General features: G+C 65.1%; 11 protein-coding genes. 2 read left to right on the forward strand and 9 right to left on the reverse strand.

The window, feature by feature from the left end:
* Nucleotides 1–77 precede the first annotated feature (77 nt).
* From ATB98_RS00390 to ATB98_RS00415, 6 genes are all read right to left on the reverse strand, one after another.
* Nucleotides 78–803, reverse strand: coding sequence for an amino acid ABC transporter ATP-binding protein (locus ATB98_RS00390; protein WP_066867633.1), 726 nt, complete (start codon nt 801–803; stop codon nt 78–80).
* Nucleotides 781–1,440: an amino acid ABC transporter permease gene (locus ATB98_RS00395; protein WP_066867636.1), complete on the reverse strand. Its 660-nt coding sequence runs from the start codon at nt 1,438–1,440 to the stop codon at nt 781–783. The genes ATB98_RS00390 and ATB98_RS00395 overlap by 23 nt, the downstream gene beginning before the upstream one ends.
* A complete protein-coding gene (locus tag ATB98_RS00400) occupies nt 1,437–2,108 on the reverse strand; it encodes an amino acid ABC transporter permease (protein ID WP_066867638.1) in 672 nt (223 codons plus the stop codon). The genes ATB98_RS00395 and ATB98_RS00400 overlap by 4 nt, the downstream gene beginning before the upstream one ends.
* Before the next feature lie 64 nt (nt 2,109–2,172).
* Nucleotides 2,173–2,958: a transporter substrate-binding domain-containing protein gene (locus ATB98_RS00405; RefSeq protein ID WP_066867640.1), complete on the reverse strand. Its 786-nt coding sequence runs from the start codon at nt 2,956–2,958 to the stop codon at nt 2,173–2,175.
* Nucleotides 2,959–2,981: 23 nt separating this feature from the next.
* Nucleotides 2,982–3,713, reverse strand: a complete 732-nt coding sequence (locus ATB98_RS00410) for a GntR family transcriptional regulator (RefSeq protein ID WP_066867643.1) — start codon at nt 3,711–3,713, stop codon at nt 2,982–2,984.
* Nucleotides 3,714–4,066: 353 nt separating this feature from the next.
* Nucleotides 4,067–6,886, reverse strand: coding sequence for a DNA translocase FtsK (locus ATB98_RS00415; protein WP_066867646.1), 2,820 nt, complete (start codon nt 6,884–6,886; stop codon nt 4,067–4,069).
* A gap of 404 nt (nt 6,887–7,290) precedes the next feature.
* On the opposite strand from ATB98_RS00415, the gene ATB98_RS00420 reads away from it, so the two are divergent.
* Nucleotides 7,291–9,057, forward strand: a complete 1,767-nt coding sequence (locus ATB98_RS00420) for an adenylate/guanylate cyclase domain-containing protein (RefSeq protein ID WP_066867649.1) — start codon at nt 7,291–7,293, stop codon at nt 9,055–9,057.
* Between the two features lie 50 nt (nt 9,058–9,107).
* Here the strand turns inward: ATB98_RS00420 and ATB98_RS00425 are convergent, their stop codons facing one another.
* Together ATB98_RS00425 and ric are read right to left on the reverse strand one after the other, a co-directional pair.
* Nucleotides 9,108–10,316 (reverse strand): NnrS family protein, encoded by a 1,209-nt coding sequence (locus ATB98_RS00425; protein WP_066867652.1) that lies wholly within the window; start codon nt 10,314–10,316, stop codon nt 9,108–9,110.
* A complete protein-coding gene (ric, locus tag ATB98_RS00430) occupies nt 10,313–10,987 on the reverse strand; it encodes an iron-sulfur cluster repair di-iron protein (protein WP_066867655.1) in 675 nt (224 codons plus the stop codon). The genes ATB98_RS00425 and ric overlap by 4 nt, the downstream gene beginning before the upstream one ends.
* 319 nt (nt 10,988–11,306) lie before the next feature.
* Between ric and ATB98_RS00435 the strand changes: the two genes are divergently transcribed.
* Nucleotides 11,307–11,681, forward strand: coding sequence for a YbaN family protein (locus ATB98_RS00435; protein ID WP_066867658.1), 375 nt, complete (start codon nt 11,307–11,309; stop codon nt 11,679–11,681).
* Between the two features lie 16 nt (nt 11,682–11,697).
* Here the strand turns inward: ATB98_RS00435 and ATB98_RS00440 are convergent, their stop codons facing one another.
* Complete coding sequence (locus tag ATB98_RS00440) at nt 11,698–12,333, reverse strand: methyltransferase domain-containing protein (RefSeq protein WP_167354040.1); 636 nt, start codon at nt 12,331–12,333, stop codon at nt 11,698–11,700.
* Nucleotides 12,334–12,580 lie beyond the last annotated feature (247 nt).

Below are 12,580 nucleotides of genomic sequence, written 5' to 3' on the forward strand. Positions count from 1 at the left end.
GCAAATCAGTCCCTCTGTTGCAGCCGTAGGGAATCACGGCGAAAACCCAAAAGCCAGAGGGCTTTTTCAGCAGCCTGCTAATGCATTCCGAGGAACTGCTTCAGTTCCGGCGTCTGCGGATTGGCGAAGACCTCTTCCGGCGGACCGATCTCGTGAACCCTACCCTGGTGCATGAAGACGACGCGCGAGCAGACGTCGCGGGCGAACTTCATCTCGTGCGTCACCATGACGAGCGTCATCCCTTCGGCGGCGAGCTCGCGCACGACCGCCAGCACTTCCGCGACCAGTTCCGGGTCGAGCGCCGAGGTGATCTCGTCGCAGAGCAGCGCGATCGGCTGCATCGCCAAGGCGCGTGCGATCGCCACACGCTGCTGCTGACCGCCGGAGAGCTCGTCCGGATAGGCGTCGAACTTGTGATCGAGGCCGACGCGCTCCAGCATCTTGCGCGCCATCGCCTCGGCGTCCGGCTTCGGTGTCTTCTTGACGACCATCTGCGACAGCATGACATTGCCGCCGACCGTCAGATGCGGGAAGAGGTTGAACTGCTGGAAGATCATTCCGACCTTCAATCTCAGCGCCTTCAGATGCACCTCGTCGTCGAGAAGCTGGGCGCCGGCGACCGAGATCGAGCCGTGGCTGATCGTCTCGAGCCCGTTGATGCAGCGCAGCAGCGTCGACTTGCCCGAACCGCTCTTGCCGATGACGGCGATCACCTCGCCCGGCTCGACGTCGAGAGTGATGCCCTTCAGCACCTCGTTCGTCCCGAAGCTCTTGCGGACGTCAGTGATTGCGATGAGCGACATTGAGCTTCCTTTCGAGAATCTGGCTGCTCTTGGACAAGGGCCAGCAGAGCGCGAAATAGATGAGTGCGACGAGACCGTAGACCGTGAAGGGCTGGAAGGTGGCGTTGGTGACGACGGTGCCGGCCTTCGACAGTTCGACGAAGCCGATGATCGAGGTCAACGCCGTGCCCTTGATCACCTGCACGGAAAAGCCGACGGTCGGCGGCACCGCGATCCGCATCGCCTGCGGCAGGATGACGTAGCGCATCTGCTGCAGGCGCCCCATGCCGAGGCTGGCGGAAGCCTCCCATTGCCCCTTGGCGATCGCCTCGACGCAACCGCGCCAGATCTCGCCGAGGAAGGCGGCGGTCCAGAGGATGAGCGCGAGCCCCGCCGCCAACCAGGCAGGCACGTCGATGCCGAAGAGCCCGAGGCCGAAGAAGGCGATGAAGAGCTGCATCAGGAGCGGCGTGCCCTGGAAGAGCTCGATGTAGTATTTCGCGAGCGCCCGCAGCCATTTGCGCTTGCTGATGCGCAAGAAGAGCAGGACGAGCCCGACGATGCCGCCGCCGAGGAAGGAGACGAGTGACAGAACGATCGTCCAGCGGGTCGCAAGCAGCAGATTGCGCAGGATGTCCCAGATGGTGAACTCGATCATCGGGCCGCCCTCCTCGGGAAGATCAGGCCCCCCACCATGCCGAGCACGTAGCGGAGCAGGATGGCAAGGACGAGGTAGACGGCGGTCGAGACGATATAGGCCTCGAAGGCGCGGAAGGTGCGTGACTGGATGAAATTGGCGGCGAAGGTCAGGTCCTCGGCGGCGATCTGCGAGACGACGGCGGAGCCGAGCATGACGATGACGACCTGCGAGGAGAGCGCCGGCCAGATGCGCTGGAGCGACGGGACGAGCACGACATGGCGGAAGGTCTCGAACGGCGTCATGGCGAGGCTGGCGCCCGCCTCGAACTGGCCCTTCGGCGTCGCCTGAATGCCGGCGCGGATGATTTCGCAGCTATAGGCGCCGAGATTGACGACCATGGCGAGATTGGCCGCCTGCAATTCGCTGAGCTGGGGCCCGAGCGACGGCAGGCCGAAGAAGATGAAGAAGAGCTGGATCAGGAACGGCGTGTTGCGGATGAGCTCCACATAGGCTGCGACGATCGGTTTCGCCCAGGCGGGCCCGAGCGCACGCACCCAGGCGCAGACGATGCCGAGCGCAATGCCGGCCACGGCGCCGACTGCGATCAGTTGGATCGTGATCGCGATCCCCTTGACAATCTGCGGGTAGTATTCGCAGAGCCAGCCGAATTCGAATTGGTAATTCAAGGCGCACCCCTGTTGGCAAGCGTCGGTGGCGCCACCCCGCCCGGGGCGGGATGGCGCCCGGTGATCAGAGGTCGGCCGGCAGGTCCGCGCCGAGCCACTTCTGGGCAATGGCGTTCAGGCTGCCGTCGGCCTTGGCGGCGGCGATGATGCCGTTCACCTTCTCGAGCAGCGCCGGCTCCTCCTTGGAGAGGCCGATATAGCAGGGCGAGTTCTTGATGAGGAACTTGAGCTCCGGGCGCTTCGGCGGGTTCTTGGCAAGGATCGCCGCGGCAACGACGTTGCCGGTCGCGACCGCTTCGACCTGACCCGAAAGGAAGGCGGAGATCGTACCGTTGTTGTCCTCGTAGCGCTTGATGACCGTGTCGGCCGGCGCGACCTTCGTCAGCTCCAGGTCCTCGACGGCGCCGCGGGTGACGCCGATGGTCTTTCCGGCAAGCTCTTCCGGCTTCGTCGCCACAAACTCGGCCGGCGCGAAGACGCCGTTATAGAAGGGCGCATAGGCGGCGGAGAAGTCGATCACCTTTTCCCGGTCGGGGTTCTTGCCAAGGCTCGAAATGACGAGATCGACCTTGTTCGTCTGCAGATAGGGAATGCGGTTGGCGCTGGTGACCGGCACGAGCTCGACCTTCACGCCGAGCTTCTCTCCGATCAGGTTGGCCATGTCGATGTCATAGCCGACCGGCGCCATGTCCGGGCCGACGCTGCCGAAGGGCGGGAAGTCCTGGGGCACGGCGACGCGCAGCGTGCCGCGCGCGGTGATGTCGCCAAGCGCATCGGCCTGTGCAACGGTACCGAAGCCGACCGCGGCGGCAAGCGCCGCCATGGCAACGAAAACTCTTCTTGAAAGCATTGGGTCATTCTCCTCTGTTGGTTTCATGGTTTGGTTTTGCGGGGTGCATTCGAGGCCGCCGCCGTCTGCGGCGGAAGCGAAAGCGAGTGTCTGAGATCGGCGAGCGGATCCGGGCGGCGGGTGAGATCCAGTCCAGTCTCCACCTCGTCGAGATGTTCGACGGAAAGTTCCGCCGCCTTGAGAAAATCCCCCTCCTCCATTGCTGCGGCGATGCGGCAATGGCCGAGATGCGACTGCATGGCGTGGAAGTCGGACTGGTAGAGCAGCGAGATCAGGATCGTGCGCGCGGTCAGGTCGCGCAGGATCTCGACGAGGATCGTGTTGCCTGAGAGTTCGGCGATGCGGATATGGAAGTCGCCCATCAGGCAGGTCAACCGCTGGCGGTCGCCGGCGGCGATCGCCGCCTTCTCTTCGGCGAGATGCGCGTGCAGCGTTGCTCGACCGTCGTCCGTCAGCTCCTCCATGCTGCGCAACAGCCCCGCCTCGATGACGCGGCGGGCCGCATAGACCATCATCGCCTCTTCGGCCGAGGGCTCGACCACGAACCAGCCACGTCGCGGGCTGACCTTGACGATGCCGCGCTGCTCGAGCCGCATCATCGCTTCGCGCACCCGCGTGCGTGAAACGCCGAAAAGGCTCGCGAGCTCGTTCTCGCTCAGCCGCGTGCCGGGACGGATGCGGGCCGAGAGGATGCCGGTGACGACGGCCTCGTCGATGCTGGTCTGAACATTCTGTTGTGGCGACAAATCTTGCATACAAGATGGGTAAGCAAGTGGTGTGCCAAGATCATCAGCTAATATTTATCAATGGCTTCGGCACTCGGCTCCGCTCGCGAAGGCGCCGAAATCGCCCGTATGGCTAATTTTTCATCAGAGTTCTGGGCTGGCGAGAATGCACTCAATATTGCCGCAAAGGCGTGGCTGCGAACCGGCACCCCCTCTGGGATCTGCCGCAACGCTCCACGCCATTCGGGGGCCGTGCACCCATTCCGAAGGCAAGCCTTTCAGTTGAGGTGAGCGGCCGCCGCATGGATTCTCCCCCCTTGTGAGGGAGATGGCCGGCAGGCCAGAGGGGGTAGCGGCGTCCACCCCCAAAATGGCCCGGCGGCTCAATCCATATCGCCTTCGTCCGGCTTTGCCGCCTGGTCGCGATTGCCGTAGATGATCTCGCGCTTGCCGACGTGATTGGCCGGGCCGACGAGGCCTTCCTTTTCCATCCGCTCGACGAGCGAGGCGGCGCGGTTGTAGCCGATGCCGAGGCGGCGTTGGATATAGGAGGTCGAGCACTTCTTGTCGCGCAGCACGACCTTGACCGCCTGCTCGTAAAGCTCGTTGCCGTCTTCCGCGGCGATCGCCCCCTTGTCGAAGACGGCGCCCTGCTCCTCTTCCGGCTCCTCTTCCTCCTCGTCCGCGGTGACCGTCTCGAGATATTCCGGGCGCCCCTGCGTCTTCAGGTGCGCGACTACGTGCTCGACCTCCTGGTCGGAGACGAAGGGGCCGTGGACGCGGGCGATGCGGCCGCCGCCGGCCATGTGCAGCATGTCGCCCTGGCCGAGGAGCTGTTCGGCGCCCTGCTCACCGAGAATGGTGCGGCTGTCGATCTTCGACGTCACCTGGAAGGAGATGCGGGTCGGGAAGTTCGCCTTGATCGTGCCGGTGATGACGTCGACCGAGGGGCGCTGCGTCGCCATGATCAGGTGGATGCCGGCGGCGCGCGCCATCTGGGCGAGGCGCTGGATCGCCCCTTCGATCTCCTTGCCGGCGACCATCATCAGGTCGGCCATCTCGTCGACGATGACGACGATATAGGGCATCGGCGAAAGGTCCATCTCCTGCTGCTCGAAGAGCGGCTCGCCGGTGCCCTTCTCGAAACCGGTCTGCACTGTCGCGAGGATCGGCTCGCCCTTTTCGCGGGCGGCCGCCGCACGCTGGTTGTAGCCGTCGATGTTGCGCACACCGAGCCGCGACATCTTGCGATAGCGGTCCTCCATCTCGCGCACCGCCCATTTGAGCGCCATCACCGCCTTCTTCGGATCGGTGACGACCGGCGTCAAAAGGTGCGGGATGCCGTCATAGACGGAGAGCTCGAGCATCTTCGGGTCGACCATGATCAGCCGGCATTCCTCCGGCTTCAGCCGGTAGAGGAGCGACAGGATCATCGTGTTGATCGCAACCGACTTGCCCGAGCCGGTAGTGCCGGCGACGAGCAGATGCGGCATCTTCGCAAGCTCGGCAATCACCGGCTCGCCGCCGATGGTCTTGCCGAGGCAGAGCGCCAGCTTGCAGCCGGTCTTTAGGAAATCATTCGATTCGATGAGTTCACGGAAATAGACGGTTTCGCGCGTGGCATTCGGCAGCTCGATGCCGATGACGTTGCGGCCGGGAACGACGGCGACGCGGGCCGAGAGCGCCGACATAGACCGGGCGATGTCGTCGGCCAGCCCGATGACGCGCGAGGACTTGACGCCGGGCGCCGGCTCGAACTCGTAGAGCGTGACGACCGGGCCGGGGCGGACATGGATGATCTCGCCCTTAACGCCGAAATCCTCGAGAACGCTTTCCAAGAGCCCGGCATTCTGCTCGAGCTGCTCCTGGGTCATGAAGAAGCCCTGGCCCTGCGGCGGCTCCTGCAGGAGCTCCTTGGACGGAAACTCGTAGCTGTCGCCGCCGTGGCGCTTGTCGGTCGTCCCGATCGGAGGAAAGGCCGAGGCGGAGCGTTGCACGACCGCCGGCATGGTGATCGCCGCCTTGGTCACCGGCGCTTGGGGAGCCGGCTCGGCTGCGGGTGCGGGCGCGGGAAGCACGGGTTCGGCCAAGGCCCGGGCCGGCGATACCACGAGCATGGAGGCGGCATCGTTCGCAGCGACCGCCGCGCCGCTTTGAGGCGCTTCCGGAACGGGCACTGCAGCGCCAGGCTCGGGCCGCCGGCATTCGACCACCCGGAAAAGCGCGGTGATCGCCGTCGGCGGCAGCGGGCGGATTTCGACAGGCGGTGGCGCGACGGGCTGCGGGGCGGCCGCAACCGGCGCCGGAGCTTGCACGATCTGCCTTGCGAGGGAAGCCGCCGCGGGAACCGGCGCCTCTCCGAGCGGCATGAACTCGAAGAAGGCAAAGTCGGAGAGATAGGCGAGACGCCCATCCGATTGGAGCGGTGCAGCAACATCGGCGGCATTGTCGGCAAGCGTCGCGCCGTCCGTCGGAACGTCGGCCGTCGCCTCCTCGCCCGCCGCAACGGCCGTTGCCTTGAGGCTCGCAAGCCCCACATTCTCCACGGCCGCCGGAGTCGCGGCTGCCGCCGGCTCGACGGCGTGACCGTCGCGCGCCTGCGCAGCGCTCCAGCTTGGAAGCTGCTGCATCAGCACCCGCAGGAGTTCGGAGGGACTATAGGACGGGGCTTCGATTTCGGCGGGGAGAACTTCGGCGGCAGGCACGACTTCCGTCGGGGCCGCTTCCGTGACGGTCGGCTCGGAGGTCTCGCCTGCGGCAACTTCATTCTCCTCCGGCTCGACCTCGCTCTCATCGGCCGCGGGCGCCCGGCGCTTCAAGAATTCGCGCTCCGGTGTTCGGGTGAAGCGGACATTGGGCGACAGGAAGAAGTGGCTCTCCCAGCTCGATCCGTCGCCCTGGCCGGTGATCTCGGCAAGGGTCGGGAGCGGATCGTCCGTGGCGGCGGTCACCTGCGCCGGCGCATAGGCGGAACCGTGGCCGTAGAGGCGCGCGGCGCGCCCGGCATAGGCCTCGTCATGCGCCTGCGGGCCGGCGGTCCGCCGCGGCGCTTCCGGCGCCTCGAAGAGGTGATCGTGTTCGGCAGCACTCGTTGCCTGCGCCGGTGCGCCGGCCGATGCTCCCGGATGCGGATCCTCGAAATCATCCACGTGGTTTGCCTCATACAAAGCTGCCGTCGAGAAGTTGGTCCGGGGAATACGCATGGCCTTGAAACTCGAAATTCATCATCGAAAGGGCTGTCCCTAGCGAATAGGAAATGAAGGTTAACAACTCCCTTCCCGGCGCCTCGCGCAAAGGATCGAGAACCCCCTTCGGAGGCGCCGGCGGGCCCTCTGCCGCGCCGCCGATCCAAGCGTTTCCGGGCTTCGGCGACCGCATTTCGCCAGAAGGATCGCCGTTTCAAATTTATGTTTCAGAGCAGGAAAAAATACCGCGCAACTCGGGCCGCGGAATTGGCGGCCCCGGGCTCGTCGAGCACGAGAGGGCATCGAGGCCCTTCCAGAAGTGGGCGCTAATTTAGATAGGCGATCGCGGCCGCGTGCGCTACTATTGCCTTGGCCCCCGTGACTTCAACTCGGGAGAACGCCATCCTGTTGCTGGCAAATCGATGGAACAAAGACTAGCCGCAGTCCTGGCGGCCGATATGGCAGGCTACAGTCGGCTGATGGAGGCCGATGAAGCCGGCACGATCGCCCGCCTCAGAACGCACCGGATAGAATTGATCGATCCCGCCATCGCAAAGAACAAGGGCCGGATCATCAAGACGACCGGCGACGGCATGCTCGTCGAATTCCAGAGCGTGACCGACGCGGTGAAGTGCGCCGTCGAGGTCCAGCAGCGCATGCGGCGGCGCAACAGCGACGTGCCTCAGGAGCGGCGAATCGAATTCCGGATCGGCATCAATCTCGGCGATATCATCTTCGAGGAGGACGACATCTTCGGCGACGGCGTGAATATCGCCGCGCGGATCGAGCAGCTGGCCGATGTGGGCGGCATCTGCGTCACGGCCGCGGTGGCGACGCAGATCGCCGACCGTCTCGACGTCCTGATCGAGGACCTGGGCGAGAAGACGCTGAAGAACATCAGCCGCCCCGTTCATCTTTTCCGCATCGGCCTCGAGGGCTCCGCCCTGCCCGCTTCGGCGGAAGAAGCGGGCGCGAAGCGGCCGGTCGCCAAACCTTCGATCGTCGTGCTGCCGTTCAACAACATGAGCGGTGACCCCGACCAGGAGTTTTTCGCCGACGGCCTGACCGAAGACATCATCACCGAACTGTCCCGCCGCCACGAGCTCTTCGTGATCTCGCGCAACTCCAGTTTCGTCTACAAGAACCAGCCCGCGAACGTGCGTGAAGTGGCCGAAAAGCTCGGCGCCCAATACCTTGTTGAGGGGAGCGTGCGAAAGAGCGGCGAGCGGGTGCGGGTGACGGTCCAGCTCATCGACGCGATCAACGATGCCCATATCTGGGCCGACAAGTTCGACCGGAAGCTGGACGACATCTTCGCCATACAGGACGAGGTGACGGCGGCAATTGCGGCAACGCTCCCCGGCCGCGTCGAAGCAGCCCAGCGCGATCATCTCGCCCGCACGAAACCGGCGAACATGGCCGCATACGAATGCGCGCTTGCGGCCAAGGTGCTGCACCATCGCGCCACCGTCGCCGACAACAAGCAGGCCCAGTCCCTGATAGAACGCGCCGTCGCACTCGACCCCAATTACGCCCATGCCCATGCCTGGCGGGCCTGCATCCTCGGGCAGGCCTGGGTCCACGGCTGGTGCGAAGACAAGGATGCAGTATGGGCCGAGATCATTGCCGAGCTCGAACGGGCGCTGGCGCTCGACGACAACGATGCCGACGTGCATCGCATTCTCGCCGCGGTGCATGTCAACAACAACGCCTTGACGACCGCACGCTACCACCAGGAGCGGGCCCTTGCGCTCAACCCGAATTATGACCTGGTGGTGGTTCAGCAGGGCGAGCTTTTGACCTGGCTCGGGCGGCCGGAAGAGGGCATCGACTGGATCCGCAAGGCGATGCGGCTCAACCCCCATCATCCCGAGCGGTTCTGGAGCCATCTCGGCAAGGCGCATTTCGCTGCCCGCCAATACGGCGAGGCGATCGAGGCATTCATGCACCTGACGGCCATGGACCACGTGCAGCACGCGTTCGTCGCCGCCTGCTACGGCTGGCTCGGCGACGCCATCGCCGCTTCCGCCCACGCGGATAAGGTGAAAGCGCTCGCCCCCGATTTCGGCATCGAATCCTTCCTGGCCACCCTGCACTATGCCCAGGAAACCGACGTAGAGCATCTCCGCGAAGGGCTGGTCAAAGCCGGAGCGGGGTCGCCGGCAGCGACCGACGTCGCCGCGCAATAGAGCATTTTGCAGCCGGGAGGAATCGCCTGAAGTCGCACTCCTCACGTCCCTTAGCCATGCCCGTCAGGTGGTGCCTGCGACCGATTGCGGATCGCAGCGCTGAACACCGGCCGGGGAACGGGGCCGCGCATGGCCGGGATATAGGCAACCAGGAACAGCGCCCAGGCCGCAATCCATAGGACGGCAGCGGCAGGAACTGGATCGAAATGTGCGTCCTCGAGCCAGCCATCGAGGACGCGCAGCAGCGCCGAGAGGGATACGAGCGCGAAGGCGCCGGCCATGACCCGGCTGACGATCAGGCGCTCACCCTCGCGAGCCATCGCCGACCGCATCATGAAGGCTGATATCATCGTTCCCATCGCCCCCATGGTCAGCGCGTGCAGGGCCGCGCCAGGCGAGATTTGCTCGGGGAAAAGAGCCGAGAGTCCGTTGAGACCGAGTGCGGCCGGCGTCCAGGCGAAGGCGATGTGCAGCATGAACAAGGCCGGATAGCGGCGGGTCCGGAGCGTTTGCCACGTCGCCATCTGCAGCATGAGCAACATGCCGGAAAAGATCAGCGCGAGACCTGACGCCGCGTGCTGGTGGACACCGCCGAGATGAATGGCGGCAAGAATACCGAGGATCGCCAGATGGGAAAGCGTCGGCCGATCGCGAAAGGGCTTGAGCCTCCCGGTCCGTTCCAGCCAGTGCCGGGTCAAGGCCGGCACCGCACGTCCGCCTACCAGCACGACCAGGACGACGTAAAGCAGCGGCGTGGCGCCCGTCGAACGCACGCCTTCACCGAGGGCGGCATTGATGCCGAGTGCGGCCGTCGCGAGCGGCGCCCAGTAGCGATACCAGGCTTCGGCGGATAGCACGCCGTGCGCGAGTATCGCTGTGAGGAAGGCGAAATAGGCGCAGGCTCCGACCTCAGCGGCAAGCACCGGCAAATGCTCCGCGAACAGCACCGTCAAGCGGCCAAGGCACCAGAGGCCGGCGGCGGCGACGGTAACGGCCGGCGCGACCGGCCCCCTCGAGGTCCAGGCCGGCAGCGCCGTCAGCAGATAGCCCCCTGCCGCGGCACCGGCCATCCCGAACAGAAGCTCGCGGCTGTGCCCCGCGATTCTTCCCGGTGCGGTCTCCTCCGCGAGAAGCCACACCATGGGCGCGGCGAGCGCCCACAGTCCGGCGAGAAAAAACAGCGGTCGGTATGGCGCCCGCCAGATGGATTGCCAATCCGCAAATGCATGCCGGCAGGCGCCCCTTGGCGCGTACGTCAAACGGCCGCCCGCGCCTCGGCTTCGAAACGCGGAAACAGCACCGCGTTCTCGAGATGCATGTGCGTCACCAGATCGTCCGTGAACTTGCGCAGGCCCGTATAGAGCGCAGTCCATGAGCCGCAGGCACCCGGCGGCAGCGTAAGGCCATGGGTCACATGCTCGATCGCGCGCAGATGCTCGACCTCCTCGTCATGCTCATGCCGCATCTGTGCGATCGGATGAGCGATTACCGGGCTGCCGCCGCGCTGCATCATCGGGAAAAGGACCTGCTCCTCCTTCCTCATGTGGCTGTCGAGATCGTCTCGCAAACGCTCCAGCACCTGCGCGAGGCCGATCGGGGCGGCGGGATGATCGCCATGCACCCGCGCCACCTTCTCGGCAAGCGGGATGAGCCAGGCGAGCTCCGCACGATGGGTTTCGTGGTATCTCTCGAGGATATGGCCGATGAGCTCCGGCGTTTCTTCCGGTGCGTCGCGCTTTGCCGTCGCCACCAGGGCTTCCAGTTCCCCAAGCAGCGCCGATGGCGCGAGACCCGCTTTGGCGGCGGCTTCCGAGAACCGCACGCTGCCGCCGCAACAGAAGCTGATGCCATGGCGGCGGAAGAGGTCCGCGGCGCCAGGCAATTCCGCCGCAATCGTTGCGACCGTGTCTTCGAGGTTTATCTGCGTCATTTTTCTTCCTTGGCCGATGTTTCCTGCAAGGGATGGTTCAGGGGATGGCTCAGGCTTCCGCCCGCCCAGGTGGGTCTCCCTGTCTTGTTGCCGAAGCAGGCCCGCCCGTCTTTGTGCCGGCGCAAACAGGCGGCGACCGGGCGGGTCGGCCGCCGATTTGCAAGACGCGCTGAAGTGACGAGGACTTGCCGCCCGGCAGTTTTCCGGTCACCTTGCCGCTGCGCTGCTTTTTGTCCTTCCCATGACAGGCTGGGACGACTACAGGGCCGCGCCGTGGCGCTTTGACTTGCTCGGTTCATGCGAGACGAGGAGAAGAAAAGTGAATCTTTCCATCCGCATAGCGCTGCTCGGGCTCGGCTGGACGATGCTGGGCATTGGCATCGCCGGCATCTTCCTTCCGCTGCTGCCGACGACACCGTTCCTGCTCATGGCTGCATGGCTGTTTGCCCGTTCTTCGCCGCGCCTCGAACAATGGCTCCTCGATCATCCCCTGTTCGGGCGGCCGTTGCGCGACTGGCGGAGAGATGGTGCCATCTCGCTAGGCGCCAAGGCCTGCGCTATTGCGCTCATGGCCCTGGGCTTCGCCGTCCTCTGGTTTCGCCTGGAAGTCTCCGTGCTCACCGCATCCATCGTCGCGCTGATCATGGTGACCGTCGCGCTCTTCATTGTCTCACGACCCGAACCGCGGAACTGAACCGGCGGCTGCCGCCCTAACCGGGCGGCGGGCCGGAAAAGAGCTCCACGTCCGCTCCGAGTCTATCGCGGATCCAGCGATAGCATTCCGTCGACTTCGGAAGCAGGAACGCGCCCGTCGAAACGCCCGTGACCGGGTCCGTCCCGCGATAGGCGAGCACCGGCTGGTCGGGAACGTAGCGTTCAAAACGAGACGCCACATCGCGGCCGTAGACACGCCAATGGCCATGCTTTTCCGGCTTGGGAAAGCCCCAATCCCGCGTCACCGCTTCGGCGAACGGATCCGGAATGCTGAGATAGAGCAGCCCGCGGCCGGCGGTGATGCGCAACAGCTCGCGCAAGGCCGCTCGATCGTCGCCGACATGCTCCAGCACGTGCGAGCAGCCGACATATTCGTAGGCGCCGTCGGGCCGGTCGATCGCTTGGATGTCCACGCCCCCGGGCTCCCCGTAGATCGATAGTTCGAAGGTGCCGAACCAGTCCGGATCGACCGTCGGATCCGGGCTGAACTGGATCGCGGACCAGCCGGCGAAATGCCCCGGGCCGAGCCTGTTGAACATCACGCGCGAAACGCGATGGCGCTCCAATGATCTGCAGCCGGCGCATCGGGGCAAGACGCCGCTCACCGCCATGCGCCCGCGCGGTCCCGGCATGAAACTCGCACCGCCGCAGATCGGGCACTCCCGTGAAGCTTTGTTCGGCGGCGCCGTCATCGAACCTCCACCTTTGCGGCCGTCCGGATCATCAGGGCTGCCGGTGTGATAGCCCTCTGCAACCTACCGCCGACATAGGCTGTATCCGAACGCGGCAGAAGCCAGCCTAGCAGGCTGCTGAAAAAGCCCTCTGGCTTTTGGGTTTTCGCCGTGATTCCCTACGGCTGCAACAGAGGGACTGATTTGC

This window comes from Sinorhizobium saheli, from assembly GCF_001651875.1.
In the GTDB taxonomy this organism is placed as follows: Bacteria; Pseudomonadota; Alphaproteobacteria; order Rhizobiales; family Rhizobiaceae; genus Sinorhizobium; species Sinorhizobium saheli.

What these genes read in the sequence shown, in the direction of transcription:
- ATB98_RS00395 (WP_066867636.1), bottom strand. Translation starts at nt 1,440, where the DNA reads ATGATCGAGTTCACCATCTGGGACATCCTGCGCAATCTGCTGCTTGCG.
- ATB98_RS00405 (WP_066867640.1), bottom strand. Translation starts at nt 2,958, where the DNA reads ATGCTTTCAAGAAGAGTTTTCGTTGCCATGGCGGCGCTTGCCGCCGCG.
- ATB98_RS00420 (WP_066867649.1), top strand. Translation starts at nt 7,291, where the DNA reads ATGGAACAAAGACTAGCCGCAGTCCTGGCGGCCGATATGGCAGGCTAC.
- ric (WP_066867655.1), bottom strand. Translation starts at nt 10,987, where the DNA reads ATGACGCAGATAAACCTCGAAGACACGGTCGCAACGATTGCGGCGGAA.
- ATB98_RS00390 (WP_066867633.1), bottom strand. Translation starts at nt 803, where the DNA reads ATGTCGCTCATCGCAATCACTGACGTCCGCAAGAGCTTCGGGACGAAC.
- ATB98_RS00410 (WP_066867643.1), bottom strand. Translation starts at nt 3,713, where the DNA reads ATGCAAGATTTGTCGCCACAACAGAATGTTCAGACCAGCATCGACGAG.
- ATB98_RS00440 (WP_167354040.1), bottom strand. Translation starts at nt 12,333, where the DNA reads ATGCCGGGACCGCGCGGGCGCATGGCGGTGAGCGGCGTCTTGCCCCGA.
- ATB98_RS00415 (WP_066867646.1), bottom strand. Translation starts at nt 6,886, where the DNA reads ATGCGTATTCCCCGGACCAACTTCTCGACGGCAGCTTTGTATGAGGCA.